This window comes from Microcoleus sp. D2_18a_B4, assembly GCF_036702475.1.
Classification (GTDB): domain Bacteria; phylum Cyanobacteriota; class Cyanobacteriia; order Cyanobacteriales; family Microcoleaceae; genus Microcoleus.
The window spans coordinates 76,198-94,413 of the sequence record NZ_JAUBTL010000006.1 but is presented as its reverse complement, the minus strand read 5'-3'; the positions used below and the strand labels follow the sequence as shown (position 1 = coordinate 94,413).

General features: G+C 44.9%; 21 protein-coding genes. 10 read left to right on the top strand and 11 right to left on the bottom strand.

Features of this window, described 5'->3' with window-relative positions:
* Positions 1 to 373: 373 nt before the first annotated feature.
* A complete protein-coding gene (locus tag QUB04_RS05570) occupies positions 374 to 835 on the bottom strand; it encodes an SH3 domain-containing protein (RefSeq protein WP_333134138.1) in 462 nt (153 codons plus the stop codon).
* Between QUB04_RS05570 and QUB04_RS05565 the strand changes: the two genes are divergently transcribed.
* Positions 828 to 968, top strand: a complete 141-nt coding sequence (locus QUB04_RS05565; RefSeq protein ID WP_333281986.1) for a hypothetical protein — start codon at positions 828 to 830, stop codon at positions 966 to 968. The two genes, QUB04_RS05570 and QUB04_RS05565, sit on opposite strands and share 8 nt — an antisense overlap.
* Positions 969 to 1,066: 98 nt before the next feature.
* On the opposite strand, the gene QUB04_RS05560 is transcribed toward QUB04_RS05565, so the two are convergent.
* From QUB04_RS05560 to QUB04_RS05520, 9 genes are all read right to left on the bottom strand, one after another.
* Positions 1,067 to 2,575: an AAA family ATPase gene (locus QUB04_RS05560; RefSeq protein WP_333281983.1), complete on the bottom strand. Its 1,509-nt coding sequence runs from the start codon at positions 2,573 to 2,575 to the stop codon at positions 1,067 to 1,069.
* 122 nt (positions 2,576 to 2,697) lie between these two features.
* Positions 2,698 to 3,210, bottom strand: coding sequence for a YceD family protein (locus QUB04_RS05555; RefSeq protein ID WP_333144707.1), 513 nt, complete (start codon positions 3,208 to 3,210; stop codon positions 2,698 to 2,700).
* 97 nt (positions 3,211 to 3,307) lie between these two features.
* The gene (locus tag QUB04_RS05550) at positions 3,308 to 3,781 is read right to left on the bottom strand and encodes a R3H domain-containing nucleic acid-binding protein (protein WP_333144708.1); all 474 of its coding nucleotides are present in this window, start codon (positions 3,779 to 3,781) and stop codon (positions 3,308 to 3,310) included.
* Positions 3,782 to 3,792: 11 nt separating this feature from the next.
* Entirely contained in the window at positions 3,793 to 4,941 is a 1,149-nt protein-coding gene (gene yidC, locus QUB04_RS05545; RefSeq protein WP_333281981.1) for a membrane protein insertase YidC, read from the bottom strand.
* A gap of 204 nt (positions 4,942 to 5,145) precedes the next feature.
* Positions 5,146 to 5,538 carry a PH domain-containing protein gene (locus tag QUB04_RS05540; RefSeq protein ID WP_333057957.1) on the bottom strand — a complete coding sequence of 131 codons (393 nt, stop codon included), beginning with the start codon at positions 5,536 to 5,538 and terminating at the stop codon, positions 5,146 to 5,148.
* Positions 5,510 to 5,914: a ribonuclease P protein component gene (gene rnpA / locus QUB04_RS05535; protein ID WP_333039176.1), complete on the bottom strand. Its 405-nt coding sequence runs from the start codon at positions 5,912 to 5,914 to the stop codon at positions 5,510 to 5,512. The genes QUB04_RS05540 and rnpA overlap by 29 nt, the downstream gene beginning before the upstream one ends.
* Positions 5,915 to 5,956: 42 nt before the next feature.
* Positions 5,957 to 6,094: a 50S ribosomal protein L34 gene (rpmH, locus tag QUB04_RS05530; protein WP_006632320.1), complete on the bottom strand. Its 138-nt coding sequence runs from the start codon at positions 6,092 to 6,094 to the stop codon at positions 5,957 to 5,959.
* A 468-nt stretch (positions 6,095 to 6,562) separates the two neighbouring features.
* Positions 6,563 to 6,889, bottom strand: a complete 327-nt coding sequence (locus tag QUB04_RS05525; protein ID WP_333281978.1) for an efflux RND transporter periplasmic adaptor subunit — start codon at positions 6,887 to 6,889, stop codon at positions 6,563 to 6,565.
* Between the two features lie 94 nt (positions 6,890 to 6,983).
* Positions 6,984 to 7,190 (bottom strand): hypothetical protein, encoded by a 207-nt coding sequence (locus QUB04_RS05520; protein WP_333281975.1) that lies wholly within the window; start codon positions 7,188 to 7,190, stop codon positions 6,984 to 6,986.
* On the opposite strand from QUB04_RS05520, the gene QUB04_RS05515 reads away from it, so the two are divergent.
* The 8 genes from QUB04_RS05515 (at position 7,189) to QUB04_RS05480 (ending at position 16,634) form a co-directional block, all read left to right on the top strand.
* Positions 7,189 to 7,380, top strand: coding sequence for a hypothetical protein (locus QUB04_RS05515; RefSeq protein WP_333281972.1), 192 nt, complete (start codon positions 7,189 to 7,191; stop codon positions 7,378 to 7,380). The two genes, QUB04_RS05520 and QUB04_RS05515, sit on opposite strands and share 2 nt — an antisense overlap.
* A 36-nt stretch (positions 7,381 to 7,416) precedes the next feature.
* A complete protein-coding gene (locus QUB04_RS05510; protein WP_333281970.1) occupies positions 7,417 to 8,079 on the top strand; it encodes a class I SAM-dependent methyltransferase in 663 nt (220 codons plus the stop codon).
* A gap of 154 nt (positions 8,080 to 8,233) precedes the next feature.
* Complete coding sequence (locus QUB04_RS05505) at positions 8,234 to 9,670, top strand: hypothetical protein (RefSeq protein WP_333281967.1); 1,437 nt, start codon at positions 8,234 to 8,236, stop codon at positions 9,668 to 9,670.
* 270 nt (positions 9,671 to 9,940) lie between these two features.
* Positions 9,941 to 10,651, top strand: coding sequence for a M15 family metallopeptidase (locus tag QUB04_RS05500; protein WP_333281964.1), 711 nt, complete (start codon positions 9,941 to 9,943; stop codon positions 10,649 to 10,651).
* A 629-nt stretch (positions 10,652 to 11,280) separates the two neighbouring features.
* Positions 11,281 to 12,354 (top strand): glucose-1-phosphate thymidylyltransferase, encoded by a 1,074-nt coding sequence (locus QUB04_RS05495; protein WP_333161695.1) that lies wholly within the window; start codon positions 11,281 to 11,283, stop codon positions 12,352 to 12,354.
* A 296-nt stretch (positions 12,355 to 12,650) separates the two neighbouring features.
* Positions 12,651 to 13,184 carry a hypothetical protein gene (locus QUB04_RS05490; RefSeq protein ID WP_333281960.1) on the top strand — a complete coding sequence of 178 codons (534 nt, stop codon included), beginning with the start codon at positions 12,651 to 12,653 and terminating at the stop codon, positions 13,182 to 13,184.
* 10 nt (positions 13,185 to 13,194) lie between these two features.
* The gene (locus QUB04_RS05485; protein ID WP_333281957.1) at positions 13,195 to 15,333 is read left to right on the top strand and encodes a glycosyltransferase; all 2,139 of its coding nucleotides are present in this window, start codon (positions 13,195 to 13,197) and stop codon (positions 15,331 to 15,333) included.
* 230 nt (positions 15,334 to 15,563) lie between these two features.
* Entirely contained in the window at positions 15,564 to 16,634 is a 1,071-nt protein-coding gene (locus QUB04_RS05480) for a glycosyltransferase family 1 protein (protein ID WP_333281954.1), read from the top strand.
* Here QUB04_RS05480 and QUB04_RS05475 read toward each other — a convergent pair.
* Positions 16,631 to 16,759, bottom strand: a complete 129-nt coding sequence (locus QUB04_RS05475; protein WP_333281951.1) for a hypothetical protein — start codon at positions 16,757 to 16,759, stop codon at positions 16,631 to 16,633. The two genes, QUB04_RS05480 and QUB04_RS05475, sit on opposite strands and share 4 nt — an antisense overlap.
* Positions 16,760 to 16,854: 95 nt before the next feature.
* Between QUB04_RS05475 and QUB04_RS05470 the strand changes: the two genes are divergently transcribed.
* A complete protein-coding gene (locus QUB04_RS05470; protein WP_333282216.1) occupies positions 16,855 to 17,937 on the top strand; it encodes a glycosyltransferase family 1 protein in 1,083 nt (360 codons plus the stop codon).
* The last annotated feature ends 279 nt before the right edge of the window (positions 17,938 to 18,216 follow it).

Below are 18,216 nucleotides of genomic sequence, written 5' to 3'. Positions count from 1 at the left end.
GCCGGCGTTTTGCAACTAACCTTAAAATTTTGCTAATTTTCTTAACATAGTCTCCTTCATAACATAAGTTAAGATTATGTGTTTTCGAGTTTTTCTTTTGAGTTCTCGCTCTTGAAACCTTTTGTCTGCTGGGCTTTTATGTCAAACTCAGGATTTTCCAGAGGCGATCGCACCCGCAGTCTGTGCGCCTCAAACTGCAATCTCAAATATCGTAAATAAATTTAACTTGACTTTGGGTGATAAATGTGTATTTCGCTATGGGCAACAATAGACAGGAAAAAACCCGGCGTTGGTGAACAATTTTCACACTGCGATTGCTTCGCTGCCCTCACCATGAGATGAGTATATTTGTTGTCTAATTACTATCTAAGTTTTATTCGCCCTCAATTCTTTCAGTATTGCCGCCTTTGACCCAACCTTCGCGATTGCCATCCTCAATGCGAATTCGCTGCCACTCTTTGTCGGGCGACTCTTCCAAAACTACGACTCTTTCCTTGTAACCAACACCGCCAATGCGGTTCGAGTCTCGGCTACCTGTATCCCGGAGAATTAAGCCGATCGGCTGAGTCACCATCGCGCGGTAAGCTCCCGGTTCCAGCGGTTTGGGAGACGGGGCATCGCTAGATGTAGAAACAGGGCTAGCCTGGGCTGTTGACTTCGGCGCAGCGCCCGCAACCTGAACTGCTGTTTTGTCGTTCGGAAAAACAGGTTTTTCGGGCACAGTAGTTAGCTTAGCGGCAAAGTAAAGTGCAGCCGCCACGCTAGCACCTGCCATCAGGACGATCGCGAGCAGAAAACCCACTAAAAATTTGAAAACGCTATATACAGTGTTCATAAAACCGCAAATGAAGGAAGAAGGAAGAAGGAAGAGGGAAGAAGGAAGAAGGAAGAGGGAAGAAGGAAGAAGGAAGAAGGAAGAAGGAAGAAGGAAGAGGGAAGAGGGAAGAGGGAAGAAGGTTGACTGTTGAGTGTTGACTGCTGAATTTTGAGTAAAATTTGGTAATTGCCAACTGACAACTGGCTACTGACAACTGGCTACTGACAACTGACTACTGACTTCAAAAGCTTAACCTTGAATCCGGCGGCTCAAACTGCCGTATCTAGAAGCAAGGCGAGCTTTCCCAGCAGCGGCCCAATCTTGGAGAAACTGGATTTGTTCTTGAGCCGTTCTGGCTAAGGGCACCATCTGACTAGCTGATTCTAAAATATCATCTGTCGTAAAGTCTCGATTTTGGCTAAACCCAATGTGCATTGCTTCAATCAAAGTTTGCTCGATTTCGGCCCCTGAAAAATCGGGAGTTTCGTAAGCCAAGCGCTCTAAATCGTAATTTTTGATGCTGTGCGATCGCAACCGCAACAAATGTACCTCAAAAATCGCCCGCCGTTCCTCCTGGCTGGGCAAACCCACAAAAAATATTTCGTCAAACCTGCCTTTTCTCAGCATTTCTGGCGGTAAAGACTGGATGTTGTTGGCTGTTGCGACTACAAACACCGGCGAAGTTTTTTCGGCCAACCAAGTAATAAATGTCCCGAACACCCGGCTGGTTGTCCCGGAATCCCCTTTACCGTCCAATCCCGCAAAAGCTTTGTCAATCTCGTCAATCCACAGCACGCAGGGGGCCAAAGCTTCGGCTAGCTGAATCATTTGCCTGGTGCGGGATTCCGATTCCCCGACTAATCCGGCAAACAAGCGCCCGACATCCAACCGCAGCAAAGGCAAATGCCAGTGGTGGGCGATCGCCTTTGCTGTTAAGGATTTTCCGGTTCCTTGAATTCCGACTAACAACAAACCTCTGGGATGTGGCAAACCGTATTGGCGAGCTCGATCGGAAAAAGCACCGCCGCGCCGCAGCAGCCATTCTTTGAGATTGTCCAAACCGCCGATATCGGAAATATTTTCGCGGGCTGGGTAAAAATCCAGAATTTGAGTTTGGCGAATTGTTTGGCGCTTTTCTTCTAAAATCAGTTCCGCGTCGTCGGAATGGAGTTCGCCTCTGGTGGCGATCGCCTTTGCCAAAACTCGGCGGATTCGTTCGATCGACAGCCCTTGACAGGAGCGCACCATTTCATCCAGCAAACGCCCTTCAATGGCTTGTCCGGTAGCCCCTAACAGTCTTTCCACCTCAATTTTTATTTCCGCTGCCGCAGGCAGGGGAAACTCCAAAACAGTCATCACTTCGCTGAGGTCTTCCGGGATCGAAATTAGAGGAGATACGATGACAATATTTTTGGGCACAGTTTTGAGGAGTCTCGCCAAATTCCGCAGCTTGCGGGAAATCGAGACATCTTCCAAAAACCGCTGAAAGTCGCGCAGAATAAAAATTGCCGGCGCGCTGGCGGGCAATTTTTCGAGAAATTCCAAAGCTTGCAGCGGGTTGCGCTTGCCAAAACCAACATCGTTGGGATTGCCTTGGTAGCCATCAACAAAATCCCAGATGTAGACGGCGCGAGAACCTTGTTTTTTGGCACTTTGGGCGATCGCCACTTCTACGCGCTCTTCTTCCCGTGTGGGAATGTAAATTAGGGGGTAGCGCGATCGCAGCAGTAGTTCAAACTCGTCGCTAAAAATAGTCATTAGTCAGTTGTCAGTGGTTAGTTGTTAGTTGTCAGTGGTTATTTGTTATTTGTTCTTTGTTCTTTGTTATTTCTTATTAGCTAATGCCAACTGCCCACTGCCAACTGCCCACTGCCAACTGACTAAGGCAATTGCCGTTTAAGTGCTTCCAGAGACGCCCAGCGACTGTCTGAGACTGTTTCGGTGCTTTCTGTATTTGCATCATCAGTTAAAGAAATTCCCGGACATTCAGTATCGCATATCTGTTTGTGCGGCAGTTCCAAACACATTTGCTCGTACACCCAATCGCCCGGAGAAAAATAGCCGCCTGGGGACAAATTTTCCACCAAATCTTCTAAAGCAACTTCTATTTCTGCTGAACTTGAATCTGTTTGATTTGCTGTTTCTTCTAGCCAGATTAGTTCTGATGAGTTGAGTGCCAAACGATGATTGTATTGTTTCAAGCATCTGTGGCAGGTGAGAGTAACTATTGTTTCTGCTTTTGCCTTCACCTCAAGATAATTCCCTTGGTGACTCACTTGCAGTCGCCCCCGCACCGGAGTAAGAGTTTCTAAATCGGGGATAAATTCTTCAAAATCAATGACCTCTTTCCGCTCAGTTTTTGTGAGTAGATGAGGGATATAAATTGTCTCCATAATCTTTTGCCTTCCTACTTCTTGAATTCAAAGGTCAAAAGGAATAGTTAATTTTTAACTTCTTCCTTCTTCCTTCTTCCTTCTTCCTTCTTTAGCGTCAGCGCAGGCGCACTACCAAACGCCGATCGGGTTCTTGTCCTTGACTGTAAGTTTCTATATCCTCACATTCGCTCAAAAAGCTGTGGACTTGACGGCGTTCTGCCGAAGACAGCGATTTTATTTCAACTTCAACTCCCGTCGATCGCGCTTGATCTGCTGCGTACTCTGCCATCGATCGCAATTCCTCTTGGCGGCGGATGCGATAGCCATTTAGTTCAACTGTATAAGGAATTGACTCCTCTACTTCCTGACCTATATTCTGAACCGTGTTGCAGAGGTACTGAATGGCATCTATTACATTACCGTTTTGCCCGACTAAGATTGCAACTTGTTCGGGAGTCAGATTGCTTTCATCTATTGTCATCCAATAGCAATCTTTTTGTTGTTCGCATACCACTTTTGAAGGAATTGCGGACAGTTGTAGCAATTCTTCTAACCATGCCTGTCCGCGCTGCATTTGAGAGTCTTTCATTGTTGTTAAAGTCAAGCCTTTTTCTTAGAACGCTTGGGCTCAAATGGAAGTGCATCTAATCCTTGTTCTTTTTGGGTTTTTGCCTCTGCTTCGTCCACTATTTTTTGCAGGTTTTCCGGCAGCGGTTCTCGCGACAAAATGAACGACTGAACAGTTTGGAAGATGTTAGCAATCAGCATATACATCAACACGCCGGCCGGCAGCGGGAAGAACAAAAACATCCCTGAAAATATGACTGGCGTCAGTTTGTTGACTGTAGCCTGTTGGGGGTTGTCGTTTGGTCCTTGTGCTTGTCCTGAAAGGATTTGGTTGATATACAAACTGATGCCGAAGCCCAGGATCATTACCAAAATATCCCAGTGGATTGTACCGTCTGAGTCGATCGCGCCAACGCGACCTAGAGCTTCAATAAACAGGAATCCTTTGTTACTAGCCAATCCGGGGATTGTGCCTTGAACTGTGGCTTCACCGGGCGCTAATGCCGTGATGTTGCCCTGTTCATCTACCTTGATCAGATCTTCGCCTTTGATGACTTTCCAGCCCGGTTCAAAGTCGATTTCGCTTTTATTTTCGGCCGCTAAAACTTTGAGAGGTTTGCCCTCTGGGGTTTGAAAATTTATCTTGGTTGTGTCGCCGACTGCGATTTTGTCGCCGCCTGGAATTACGCCCACAACAGGAGCATGAAAAGTACCTGTGACGTAAATATTTTGTGGCGGTGTAGCAAAAGCTTGCGGTTGAACAGTTTCGATTTGTTCTTTTGGCAAAACTTGAACGTTGACGCTGTAATTTATGTCAGAAAACGGCGAACCCCGGAGCGTTGCAAACAGTGCAAACAGCACTGGCATTTGCAGCACTAAGGGGAAGCATCCTGCTAGAGGATTACCAAATTCTTTGTATACTTTGCTCATTTCCTCCTGCTGTTTTGCAGGATTGTCTTTATAGAGTTTTTGAATTTGATCTACTCGCTCTTTCATCAATGGCTGCGCTACTTTCATGCGCCGCATATTGCGAAGAGAGCCTGCATTGAGAGGATAAAGAGCAAAGCGAATCACAAGCGTCAGAGCTACGATCGCTAAACCGTAGCTTGGCACGATCCCGTAGAAAAAATCTAGGATCGGGAGCATGAGGTTGTTGGAGAGAAACGAGATACCGAAATCCATTCGCTTTGAGTTAATTTAGGTGCTCTATGTTTGCTGTTGAGAACTATTTTTACCCGCTGAAGGCGAGCCGCCTCAATTTTTAGGGTTTTGTCTCTATCTTAGGACATTGCCCGTCGATCGACCGCCCGGTCTGCGGGTTTGTTGTAATGAGTTTGCCAATACTCGCACTGAATTGGGCCTCTAATCAGGGTGAAAGCGGTTCGGTTATTTAGCTTGGGCCGCGTTTGCTTTTTGAGCGGCTGCGGGCAGTTTTTCGTTAATGTAGTCATACATTGCTCGAAATTTCGGCATAGCTCTGAGTTCCAAGCGGCTGCCATTTTTCATGGTGAGCACCATGTCTCCGTAAGTCCCGAAACCGCGAGGTACTGTGACGATTTTGACTATATCTGAGTAGATAACGTCTGTCTGTTCGCCCCCCATCCAACCGCTAGTTACGGACACTCGGCGGCTCGTGATCCGATACCGCAGCCACAGAGCCCGGACAATTGCTCCTACTGCTAGGGGGATTCCCACCACAGTCAGCCCCAGGAGTAAATTGAGGATCAAGTCTCCGGGCGCGGGGCCGCCTTCATAATATACTTCCTCTCGAATTCCCATCTAGTACCTCGGCTTCTACCAACAACTGCTCTAATTCTTGCAGAATTTCTGCATAATTGCACTCTTGTGCGATCGGACGCACGACAATTACTAAATCCCACCCGAATTTTAATCGGGGCAATAGCTGTCGCAAAGCTGCCCGAATCTGACGCTTAATCCGATTGCGGACTACAGCGCGTTTGCTGACTTTCAGGCTGATGGAAATGCCTGTGCGAGTCGGCTGCAAGGATTTCTCGGCTGTCGGTTTGCTTAATTCGACGCTTTTTGGTTTACGCAGAGCTCTTAAGCTGAAATGGGCCGAGTTACGGCGCATTCCCTTGCGGTATACGGCGCTGAAGTCTTTTCGGTGCTTAAGTCGGTTTGTATCGGGCAACATGGCGTAGGGCGATCGTTGAGGCCTCTCAACCTTGATACAGTGCTAGACTGCGAGGCGGTGGCGACCTTTGCTGCGGCGAGCTTTGATTACCAATCGACCGGTTGCGGTACGCATTCTGGCGCGAAAACCGGATGTTCTTTTTCTTTTGCGGCTGGTTCCGTGCAGGGTTTGCTGTGTCATTTTGATTTCTCCCGGCTTGTTACTTTACTTTTGATTAATATTCACAATCTTCTAGTATACCATAGAAGGGTTTTCTTGGCAATAATATTTTTCCGATTTGAATCGATCGCCACTAATCACAAAGCAACAACCCGTTTTCTAGCTGGTGAACGAGATTTCGGTTTCGTTTTCACTACCAGAGACCTAACTTTTTAAGATGATATTGCAAGGGCGATCGCCCTTAACCGAAAAAAATCAAATCCCCGGCTTTTCAAACTTATCAAACTTCTCCAAGAAGTTGGGGATTCTCCTGCTAGTCGCCCGCGAACCGAATAAAATCCAATCCTCGACTTCTCAACTCATCCGTGTATCCGTGTCAACATCCGTGTCGTGCCTTCCCTTATTTCAGTTCAACATTTACCGGAGCCGACATCCCCGGTGCCATCCGCGATTCGTAGCCTTTAATGTTTTCAGCATCAAACACAACTTTTACCGGAATTCGCTGCACAACTTTGGTGAAATTGCCCGTAGCATTATCGGCAGGCTATAAGGAAAATTGAGCGCAGAAGTAGGGGAGAAACTATCGAGACGGTTTTGCAATCTAGGGCAACCAAAAGCATCTAATTTGATTTCTACTTTTTTGCCGGGTTTGATGTGTGCCAATTGCGTTTCTTTGAAGTTAGCAACTACCCACAAATCGTTACTGACGATCGCCATTAACGGAATTCCCGGCTGCAGCCGCTGCCCGACTTCAACGGATTTGCGGGCGATTTGTCCGGCGGCGAGTGCGGTGATATTCGTGTAGGACTGTTGCACTGCTTTTTTTAAGAGTGCATAGTATTTTACGGTTATTTGTAATGTACTGGAGGTAGATGCTGCTGCACTTCACTAAAAAGATTGATTTGTCGGTTTAGGAAAGATTGACGAGCGCCTGATCGATCAGTTGAGAAAAGAGTTCTCGATCGACCTCTGAAAAGCCCTCGACAGCTCGATCTCGGATTTCAGCTACCAGCGGGGGCAATACGTCTTGCAGTTGTGTACCGGAGTCTGTCAGCCAAATGCGCCAAATGCGATCGCGCGTGTCTCTCTCCCGGCGGACTAGGCCTGTTTCTTCCATGCGATCGATCGCGCGCGCCTGTCAGCGTCCCGCCTACCTCTTGCAGTTTGTCGCCACTGCTGGAAGTCGGCAAACCGTCTTCTTGCCACAAGCCCAAAGGGTGCAAGTCGGTTTTTTGGCGATCGAATGCTACGCTAAAAGCGGGAATCCGCCCTCTGCCGGATATGTTAACAATTCTTATTGTTCTTAAACTAGAAAGAGTAAATCTAGTTCGCGATCGGAATTTATGTTGCTTCCACCCGACCAACGCACCAAGTTAGACGACACCGACGACAATTTGTTCTATTCCGCTCCCCGGTTTGTGACTCACGTAGACGATGGATTTATTCAGCAACTCACCGATTTATATCGGGAACGGCTGAAACCGAATACTCGGATTTTTGATATGATGAGCAGTTGGGTTTCTCACTTGCCTGACGAGATGCAATTTGCCCATGTGGAAGGGCACGGCATGAATGAAGACGAGTTGGCAAAGAATCGCAGACTGAATCATTATTTTGTGCAGAATTTGAACGCCAATCCCAAATTGCCACTGCCGGATGCAGAGTTTGACGCGGTTGTCAACTGCGTTTCGGTACAGTATTTGCAGCACCCGGATGCGGTTTTTGCCGAGATTCACCGGATTTTAAAGCCTGGTGGCGTAGCAATTATGAGCTTTTCCAACCGGATGTTTTATCAAAAGGCGATCGCGGCTTGGCGGGAAGGTTCGGAGGGCGATCGGGTAGAATTAGTCAAGGGCTACTTTGATTCTGTCAAAGGAGCAAATATACCCGGATTTAGCAAGCCGGAAGTAATAGTTCGCAAGCCTAACTTGCCGAGTTTTATGCAAATGCTGCGAATACCAAGCGGCGATCCATTTTATGCGGTAGTTGCTTACCGCCAAAGTTAGGCTCTTGAGGTTGAGGTTTCGCTGGCTTGCGACCAAATCTAAAGTGTGGATGGGGGCAGGTTAAATGCCTGCTCTCAAAAAAGCAATAGGGCTTGACATTTTTTAGCAAATATGAAAGAGTATATCCACCATCCTATTGAACCTAAAAAAAGTGATGCGACTTAGAGAAAAATTAGAGCAAATCAAAGAAAACAAATATGTCAGAATTTTTGTAATAAATTTGATTTTGCTGGTTCTCCTTACGAAACTTGACATTCAATCTAGTGCCGACGCTTCAAGGATGGCTACAGTTAAATCTTTGGTAGAATATCAGAGTTTTACGATCGATAATTCTCAATTTGATAATTCTCGATTCTTTACTGTTGATAAGTATTTTTACAACAACCACTTCTATTCAGACAAACCGCCACTCCCAGCCCTTATGGGAGCTGCGGTTTACTTTCTACTAAAAAACGTAATCGCTATTAATTTCTCAAACCATTTTGCATTGACTTATTATTTAATAACACTATTATCAGTCGGAGTTTTTTCTTGTATAGGTTTAGTTTATTTCCACAAAATTTTGTTAAAAATATTTAAAACAGATGAGAGTTGGGCTAACCTAACAACGTTTTTGGCGGGGAGTGCAACTTTAATTTTACCCTATTCAGTTGCATTAAATAACCACATTCTGGGTGCAGTATTTATTATAGTCAGCTTTTACTATTTCTTGAAATCGGCTGAATCCAGGGATATAAATAGTATTATACTGTGCGGGGTTTGGGTATCAATGGCGGGAAGTATTGATATCACCTGCTTTTTATTTATCCCATTTTATTTGGTATTTTTGTTAACCAAATCAATCAAAATGGCAGGATTATTTTTCCTTTCATGTATCCCTTTAATTATCAGCTATTTGAGTTTAAATATGTATCTCTCCGGCAGCATAGTTCCGCCAGCAATGAATGCAGCATTGTGGGAGTATCCCGGGTCTATCTTTAGCAAGCAAAATTTGTCGGGAGTAGCTACACACAAGAGCTTTTTACGTGCGCTTAGGTATGCCTTTACTTTGTATTTAGGCAATAGAGGATTTTTCTCGCACACTCCTCTAATGTTCTTCTCAGTTATGGGTATTCTGGCATTTTTTAGACAAAAAAATTGCTCGTACAAAACGCCATACCTATACGGCATTTCTGCCTCTGTAGCTTTCATGCTACTTTATACATTACGGACTGTTGATTATGGTGGCTATTCCTATGGAGTGAGGTGGTTTGTCACTCCTCTGTTTATATTGTGTTTGCCACTAAGCCACATAGGACACCAAGTTAGAAGTTCGCGGTTGCTGAAAAACTTTTTTGTAGTTATTGCTTGTATGTCGATCGCAATATCTCTGGCGGGTACTTATAATCCCTATCCCAACGATTCTACGGTGGTAGCCTCCCTTCCCGGCGGTTACACTTCAAAATATACATTCCTTATAAATGTCAAGAATATCATATATGATTCTTCAGCTATGTACAAGTTATGCTTAATCATCAGCGCTGTAGCGATATATTTTTTGTTCTACAGGCTTTTGCAAAAACTCCAGCAAAATCCCAATACATCTTCCTAAAATGCAGGGGAACGGCAACGTTTGAATTCTGATGTTATCTTTGATTTTTTAGTTTTTTACCGTAGAGATCACACACAGGGATTGAGCAACCTATTTGGAAATAAAATAGAATTCAACGCAGCGATCCAACGCTCGCCTTTGACTGATAATCTGTTTCTACTAACTGCTGAGATTCCTTCACCGGGTACTTCCAGACGGCTTCCCTCATCTCAGATATGGATTTATTCAAAACATAAAATCAGTAATAATAAACTAGGGTAACACCTTGATATGAAACCATATCACCAAATAGCGATCGACGAATGCGGCGAACCTTTAGTCCCAATTCCAACCGAACATTTTGTCTTTGAAATGCCGCACCCTTATCAAAAGTTGGGTGCACCCTATCACAACAGCAAAGCAGATTCCCCTTACTATTTGCGGCAAGGAGTGGTAGATAGTTTAATCGCAGCTCAAACTGAGCTACAGCAAAATTATCGAAATTGGAAAATTCTGATATTTGACGCTTATCGGCCGGTGGAAGTCCAGCAATTTATGGTAGATTATACTTTTAATCAAATTGCCCTAGCTCAAGGCTGCGAATTTCCGGTTTCCGAAGACAAACGCCAAGTGATTATAGAACACGTATATCAATTTTGGGCAGTACCGAGCCTCGATCGCGCGACGCCTCCCCCTCACAGTACAGGTGCAGCTTTAGATATAACTTTAGTGGATGAAAATAATCGGCAAATTGATATGGGTTCTCCGATTGATGAAATATCAGAACGTTCTTATCCCGATTATTTTGGTAAGAGCAAGGAGCCGCAAAAACAGGAATATCACCGCCGCCGGAAAATATTAAAAGATGCGATGATAGGTGCGGGTTTTCAGCAACATCCTAACGAATGGTGGCATTTTTGTCTGGGCGATCAGATGTGGGCTTGGTTGACAAATCAAAACAATAATGGTAGTCAATTTTTGGCCCGATACGGTCGCTATTAAAAGGGTACGCAATTAAATCGGGACTGGCGCACTCACAACCTTAAGAAAGGGGTTTTGTGACAAAAAACCTCAGCTTTTAACTGCTTCCTGTGGCAATAAACCTGGTTTCTGACACTCTGTGCCTCCAGGAATATAAAAGTTTGAGCAAAATAAATCATTTGTATCAGGATACACGGCAACTATTGCCAGCGGGGTAGCGGTGGTTTAAAATCAACGAGAGCGAACAAGTGCAGGCAAATCAAGCCAGCACTGCAAACCCTAAAGGATAACTCAGAGTTCACCCAGTCAGGAACCTCAGCCTAAAGGCATGAGGCTTGAAGGAGAAATCTAACAAGCCATTCTGACGGGCCATCGTCTTAACTGACTACGTTTTTTGGGTCACGATACCGGAGAATGCGAAGCTAGTTTTCCGCTCTATCGCTGAGGGTTAAACAGTCCTAAGGTCACTGGGACGGTGCTTTCAGCCTAACAAGCCCTTAAAACAAAGGCGCGTGCTAACTTTACTCCGAAAGGAGAACGGGACAACCATATCCCGGCGGGGAGGCAACCATACCTCCCCAACCCCGCAAGGGGATTTAATTCAATGTAAAGCCGTCCTAGAAGGACGGGGTTTCAAACCCATAATTCTGATGAAAGCACTCATCCTCTCTGGCGGTAAAGGAACACGCTTGCGTCCCCTCACCTATACGGGTGCTAAGCAGTTGGTTCCTGTAGCAAATAAGCCGATACTGTGGTACGGAATTGAAGGAATTGTGGCGGCTGGGATTACGGATATTGGGATTATTATTAGTCCCGAAACCGGGGAAGAGGTGAAGACGAAAACAGGAGATGGATCTCGCTTCGGGGCCAAAATTACTTATATCTTGCAAGAAAAGCCGGCGGGGCTCGCTCATGCGGTAAAAGTTGCCAGACCATTTTTGGGCGATTCTCCGTTTATTATGTATTTAGGAGATAACTTAATTCAGAATCAGTTAGATCCGTTTTTAGAGATTTTTAACAAGCAGAAACTAGACGCTCTGATTTTGCTGCGCCCAGTTCCCAATCCCTCTGCTTTCGGTGTGGCAAAAGTTGATGAGAAAGGCAGAGTTTTGGAGTTAGTAGAAAAACCACAAGATCCGCCATCGAATTTAGCACTGGTGGGAATTTACTTTTTTGCTCCTACTATTCACGAGGCGATCGATCAAATTCAACCCTCGGCCCGCGGCGAACTGGAAATTACAGACGCTATTCAACAGCTCATGAATCAGGAAAAACAGGTAGAAGCCTGCAATTTAGAGGGTTGGTGGCTGGATACGGGGAAAAAAGACGATTTGCTGAGTGCAAACCAAATCATTTTAGATAGCCGTATCGTAGCTTCAACTGAATTAAAAGTAGACGCCAAGAGTCAAATTATCGGACGAGTGCAAATAGGCGAAGGAACGGAAATTATTAATTCTACAGTTCGCGGGCCAGTGGTAATTGGGGAAAATTGCCGCATTGAAAACTGCTTTATCGGGCCTTACAGCAGTATTGCCGATCGCGTGACGATGATTGATGCTGATATCGAACACAGTGTAATATTACAAGGGGCGAAAATACTTGGCATTCACCAGCGAATTGTTGACAGCGTGATCGGGCAGCGAGCTCAACTCACAAATGCGCCGGCTCGTCCAAAAGCTTTGCGGTTTCTGATTGGTGATGACAGTCAAATTGAGTTAGCTTAAATAGGAAGGAGAAGGTTGTGCGATTGATTCGAGGTAAGGTGAGCAATGTATCTGTGTCAACTTAAGCTCAAAGGTACTACGAGTCTACTGTCTTCTTTCCACAGTCTTCCCGATCCCCCCTAACCCCCCTTTATAAGGGGGGGACAAGACTATTCAAAGTCAACCCCTACTCCCCTTCTTAAGGGGGATTTAGGGGGATCGAGACTCGGATAGAAACCAGATTTAGACATGGTTTCAGTCTTAAGCTGGCACTAAGGGTGGGCACGGCGTAACTTACATTTAAAGGAGAGGAAAGTTTGCAGTACGAAGAAATACCAACTCAACAGATAATACATAAATTGCGGCAAACTTTGGAGCCGCGAATTGGTATTGCTGAGCTGTCGCTGTTGGGAACAGAAAATAGTGCGATCGCCCAAAATGAAGATGACGAAGATATCGCCCTTTTAAAGGCAGGTTTCGACATTTATAACATCCCCATTACCTCTTACCAAAGGCGACTCGGTTCCGCAGTCATCCTCGTTAGGAAAATAGTCCGAAAATTGCTCAGACCCGTACTCGAACGACAAGTAATTTACAATTTTGCTAATACCCGCGTCGTGCATACATTAAGCACACAATTGCAAAAATTGCAAGAAAATCAACAAACTCTCTTTGAAAAAATTGAATCGGAATTCACCAGCGAATATCCCGAAGTTACAGCACAGCTTGAGACTCAACAAAGAGCGATCGCAACTTTTCAGTCTGAAATAGAGCAAATTAAAGCAGTGCAGCAGCAACATACTGCTATTTTAGAGAAGATTACCGCTCAATTGCTCGATCGACAAAAATAAAGCATCAAAGATGACCACACTGCCCATATGCTCCTTAATTATAGTCAACTATAACGGTCTGCGCCACACGAAAGATTGCTTAAAATCTCTACAAAAACTTGCGTATCCCGAATCGCAACTAGATTTAATTGTAATTGATAATTGTTCTCAAGACGATTCCGTTAATTTCCTGCGCGAACTATTTCCCAAAGTTCGGATTTTTGTCAATACTGCCAACAACTTTGCTAAAGCCCTCAACCTCGGCATCAGCGAAGCAAAAGGGCAATATATCGGCTTTCTAAATAACGATGCTACCCTTGACAGTCGCTGGTTAGAGATTCTTGTAAAACGGCTAGAAACTAATAAAGAAGTAGGGGCGACTAGCGGCAAATTGCTGTTTAAAGACGGGCGAATTAACAGCGCAGGCATTCAGCAATTACCTAATTTTTATTGGCGAGATGTCGGCTTTGGCGAAAAAGATTCGGGGCAGTACGATACAGAACGGGAAGTCGAAGGGCTTTGTTGGGCGGCGGTGCTTTTCCGCAGAGAATGTCTCGAAGATGTGGGGCCGATAGATGAAGATTTTGTGATGTATTTTGAGGATGTAGAGTTTGCCAAACGCTGCCACAAACGCGGTTGGAAAATGCTTTATACTCCCGCCGCCATCGCCCATCACGAATATCGGGGTTCGAGTAAAGGCAGCAAACTTACCGAGTATTTCTGCAACCGCAATAGGTTTTTGTATTTGGCAAAACATGAACCCTTGCAATTAGTCAAAGGAATTCATACTTCTGATTTTTTTACTAACAAGCAGTACGATTGGCTGTTCGAGAGTTTATTTGTAGCGATTAAAAAACTTCTAGATTATCAGAAACCAGAAATCATCGAAACTGTATTGCCACAGTTGTCGGAAAAATTGGCGGTGATTTACAGTCGCCTGAAGATCGATCGCATTTTGTCTCGCTTACAGGTGGTTCGGGGCGATCGCAAAATGTCGATCGGCATTTACGATCACGGACTCCATTTTATCGGCGGCGGCCAAAAATACGTCGCTACCCTCGCCTCGCTGCTGCAAAATGAATTTGACATTACTTTTATCGCCAACAAACCAGTTGCTGTTTCCGACTTAGAATCCTGGTACGGACTCAACCTTTCAGGATGCAAAATTAAAATTATGCCCTTGGCGTTTTACGAGAAACGCGGAATGCAGTGCATCGATTCCAGCATCATCGTGGAGGATATGGAAAATCCCTTTGATGAAATTGCCAGAGAAAGCAAAAACTACGATATTTTCATCAACGCGAACCAACTGGAAAAAGTTAAACCACTGTCGCCAATTTCAGTATTTTTCTGCCACTTTCCCAATACCTTCCGCAACCGTCACTTTGCTGTCGATGATTACACTTTCATTATTGCCAACAGTCAATTTACCGTCAAGTGGTTGGAAAAACGCTGGAACCTACAGCCAACTTTTCTGCTTTATCCGCCCGTGGAAATGGCAACAGTTAAAGTGCCGAAAGAAAACATCATTTTAGCTGTGGGACAGTTTGAAGCTGGGGGAACAAAAAAGCAAATTGAACTAATTAAAGCTTTCCGCAGTTTGCTAGCGGATTATCCCGAAGATTTTCAAGGATGGCGACTAATTTTAGTTGGCAGCAGCATTCCGAAAAATCCTTATTTAAAGACTGTTCAGAATTTATTGAAGCAAGATTCAAGGGCGATCGAGCTAAAAGTCAATGCTGAGTTAGATGAGGTAAAATCACTTTATGCTAGAGCAAGCATATTTTGGCACGGCTGCGGTTTGGGTGAAGTCAATCCTCAAAGATTTGAGCATTTCGGGATGGCGACTGTGGAAGCAATGCACAACAGTTGTGCTCCGATTGTTTTCAACGGCGGCGGCCAACCGGAAATTGTCGAACATGGGCGATCGGGCTTTGTGTTCAATACCGTTGAGGAACTGTGCCAGCATTCACATCAACTAATTGTTAATCCCGATTTGCTAGCAGAACTTCAAGCTGGTGCACAGCAACGCAGTCAGAACTTTAGACTTGCACATTTTGAGAAAAAAGTCAATAGTTTTTTTGATATTATTCACCAAGAGTATGCTACAATTCGGCTGCCAAATCCTGCCGATATAGCTCAAATGCTCGATATGGAGCGCGATCGATAAATTGCGTAGGGGCGGGTTTTACCAACAATATTTAATGATTACAAACAATTTATATAAACCCGCCCGTACACCGCCAATAACTTACATCAAATCAGACTTCTGTGCAACCATAAAAATGTAAATTTTGATTGTTCGTTGGGTGGGGCGGCTTTAGGAGATTATGGGTTTAAGGCAATTATTGTTGGTAAAACCCGCCTCTACAATTGGGATAAATTCTGTTCTATAAAATCATGTCTAATTCACTGTTAATCAATTTATCCTTCTTAAGTCCTGAACCAACGGGAATCGGAACTTATGCGGCTAATCTTTTCCCGCAACTGCAACAGCTAGAACCCACATTACTTGCTTCCAAACAAATTGACAATTATACTTGCTATCAAATCCCAGAAACTCTGACTCCGGATCGAGGGCCAAAAGGACAAATTAACAGGCTGCTGTGGACTCAATTCAACTTGCCAAAGATTTACAAAAAATTGCAGTCAAGCCTGATATTTTCCCCTATTCCCGAAGCACCTTTGTATTCCGGCTGCCGCTACATCGTCACAGTTCACGATTTAATTCCTTTGCGGTTTCCCCAACGGTTTTCTCGATTAACAGCTTATTTCCGCTACTATATACCGCAGGTTTTGCGACAAGCAGAACACATTATTTGCGATTCTCAAGCAACGGCTGCTGATGTTGCTAAATTTTTCCAAATTCCGTCTAAGAAAATGACCCCCATTCCCCTAGCTTGCGATAATATTAATTTTAGATATCTCGACTTGCCCGCCAAAAATTATTTTCTTTATACCGGCAGACACGATCCTTACAAAAACTTGGAAAGATTAATTGCTGCATTTGCGAGTTTACCCGATCGCGCAAATTACGAATTGTGGCTAGCAGGGCCTCCCAATGCCTACACACCGCAGTTGACAGCACAAGTTGAAGAATTAGGTTTACAATCTTTCGTAAAATTTCTCGGTTACGTTCCCTATTCTCAATTGCCCGTACTGATGAATCAGGCGATCGCCCTAGTTTTTCCCACACTTTGGGAAGGATTCGGCTTACCAATTTTAGAAACAATGGCTTGCGGCACACCCGTCATCACATCCAACCTGTCATCGATGCCAGAAGTAGCCGGAGATGCCGCATTATTAGTCAATCCTTACAGCATCGGAGAAATAGCCGAAGCCATGCAAACAGTAGCCACAGATTCAAAAGTGCGATCGAACTTAAAAACTGCTAGTTTAGCCAGATCATCTCAATTTAGCTGGCACAAAACCGGAAAAGCAACCGCCAACATCTTACAACAATATCTTTAAACCTTCCCTCTCTTCCTCTCTGCGCCCTCTGCGCCCTCTGCGGTTAAACTCACATCTTGCACCATTGTCAGCAACAGGCAAGATGCCTGTTCCACAAGAAAATTTATCTTTTGTGGAACAGGCATCTTGCCTGTTCCTAAAAAGCTAATTGAGAATGGTGCAATATCTCTGGTTAAATAAAAAAAATCCCACTCAAAAACCGCAATCTACATATTATCCCATGCCCAATCCCCAATCCAACCTGCTCATCAACCTCTCCTTCCTAATTTCCAAACCAACCGGCTTAGCCATCTACGCCAAAAACCTATTTCCCCACCTAAAATCCCTCAACCCAACATTACTAACAGCCGAAAAATTTCCCAATAACAACTGCTACCAAATCCCCGCCAACCTAACACCCGAACAAGGAACCAAAGGACACATCAACCGATTGGTGTGGACACAAACCCAAATCCCCAAAATTTACAAACAGCTAAAATCAAACCTGTTATTTTCCCCAATTCCCGAAGCTCCTTTATTTGCAGGTTGCCGCTATATAATTACAGTACATGACTTAATAGCGCTGCGATTTCCCCGTCGCTTCGATCCTCTGACACCTTACCACCGCTATTACATTCCCCAAGTGCTGCGACAGGCTCAACACGTCATCTGCGACTCTGAATCCACTGCCAAAGATATCGCTAATTTTTGCAAGATTCCTACTAATTTAATTACGCCAATTTTCCCAGGATATGATACCAGTTTTTTCCGCTTTCTAGACTTACCAACAAGCAATTATTTTCTTTATATCGGCCGCCACAATCCTTATAAAAACGTGCAGCGTGTTGTAGCAGCCTTTGCTGCTTTGCATCATAATTCCCAGTACGAATTGTGGATAGCAGGTTCGGAAGACAAACGCTATACACCGCTGCTGAAGGCGCAGGTTCAAGAATTGGGATTGGTCGATCGAGTAAAATTCCTCGATTACCTCCCCGCAGCCGACTTGCCCAAAGTCATCAACCAAGCGATCGCCCTGGTTTTCCCCAGTCTTTGGGAAGGCTTCGGCCTCCCCGTGCTCGAAGCAATGGGCTGCGGCACTCCTGTCATCACATCTAACCTGTCTTCAATGCCCGAAGTGGCAGGGGGTGCAGCCTTATTAGTCAACCCCTACAGCGTCGAGGAAATTGCCTCTGCTATGCACCAGCTTGCAGTCGATGCCCAAGTTCGATCGCACTTGCGGGAGCTCGGTTTAGCCAGAGCAAAACAATTTAGCTGGGAAAAAACAGGGCTGGAAACTGCTGCTATTCTCGATCGATATCTTTAACGAAGGAAGAAGGAAGAAGGAAGAAGGAAGAAGGAAGAGGGAAGAAGGAAGAGGGAAGAAGGAAGAAGGAAGAAGGAAGAGGGAAGAAGGAAGAGGGAAGAAGGAAGAAGGAAGAAGGAAGAAGGAAGAGGGAAGAGGGAAGAAGGAAGAGGGAAGAAGGAAGAGGGAAGAGGGAAGAAGTAAGTAGGCCGATTTAATGACCAATGCCCCATGCCCCATGCCCCATGCCCAATTCCCAATTCCCAATTCCCAATTCCCAATTCCCCCTCCCCCTGACAG

Bases quoted from the DNA above. Each gene is read 5' to 3' on its own strand.
- QUB04_RS05510 (WP_333281970.1), top strand. From the start codon at position 7,417: ATGTTGCTTCCACCCGACCAACGCACCAAGTTAGACGACACCGACGAC.
- QUB04_RS05505 (WP_333281967.1), top strand. From the start codon at position 8,234: ATGCGACTTAGAGAAAAATTAGAGCAAATCAAAGAAAACAAATATGTC.
- QUB04_RS05520 (WP_333281975.1), bottom strand. From the start codon at position 7,190: ATGGAAGAAACAGGCCTAGTCCGCCGGGAGAGAGACACGCGCGATCGC.
- QUB04_RS05485 (WP_333281957.1), top strand. From the start codon at position 13,195: ATGACCACACTGCCCATATGCTCCTTAATTATAGTCAACTATAACGGT.
- QUB04_RS05570 (WP_333134138.1), bottom strand. From the start codon at position 835: ATGAACACTGTATATAGCGTTTTCAAATTTTTAGTGGGTTTTCTGCTC.
- QUB04_RS05515 (WP_333281972.1), top strand. From the start codon at position 7,189: ATGCGATCGATCGCGCGCGCCTGTCAGCGTCCCGCCTACCTCTTGCAG.
- yidC (WP_333281981.1), bottom strand. From the start codon at position 4,941: ATGGATTTCGGTATCTCGTTTCTCTCCAACAACCTCATGCTCCCGATC.
- QUB04_RS05540 (WP_333057957.1), bottom strand. From the start codon at position 5,538: ATGGGAATTCGAGAGGAAGTATATTATGAAGGCGGCCCCGCGCCCGGA.
- QUB04_RS05560 (WP_333281983.1), bottom strand. From the start codon at position 2,575: ATGACTATTTTTAGCGACGAGTTTGAACTACTGCTGCGATCGCGCTAC.
- QUB04_RS05550 (WP_333144708.1), bottom strand. From the start codon at position 3,781: ATGAAAGACTCTCAAATGCAGCGCGGACAGGCATGGTTAGAAGAATTG.
- QUB04_RS05500 (WP_333281964.1), top strand. From the start codon at position 9,941: ATGAAACCATATCACCAAATAGCGATCGACGAATGCGGCGAACCTTTA.
- QUB04_RS05495 (WP_333161695.1), top strand. From the start codon at position 11,281: ATGAAAGCACTCATCCTCTCTGGCGGTAAAGGAACACGCTTGCGTCCC.
- QUB04_RS05475 (WP_333281951.1), bottom strand. From the start codon at position 16,759: ATGCCTGTTCCACAAAAGATAAATTTTCTTGTGGAACAGGCATCTTGC.
- rpmH (WP_006632320.1), bottom strand. From the start codon at position 6,094: ATGACACAGCAAACCCTGCACGGAACCAGCCGCAAAAGAAAAAGAACA.
- QUB04_RS05470 (WP_333282216.1), top strand. From the start codon at position 16,855: ATGCCCAATCCCCAATCCAACCTGCTCATCAACCTCTCCTTCCTAATT.
- QUB04_RS05555 (WP_333144707.1), bottom strand. From the start codon at position 3,210: ATGGAGACAATTTATATCCCTCATCTACTCACAAAAACTGAGCGGAAA.
- QUB04_RS05480 (WP_333281954.1), top strand. From the start codon at position 15,564: ATGTCTAATTCACTGTTAATCAATTTATCCTTCTTAAGTCCTGAACCA.
- rnpA (WP_333039176.1), bottom strand. From the start codon at position 5,914: ATGTTGCCCGATACAAACCGACTTAAGCACCGAAAAGACTTCAGCGCC.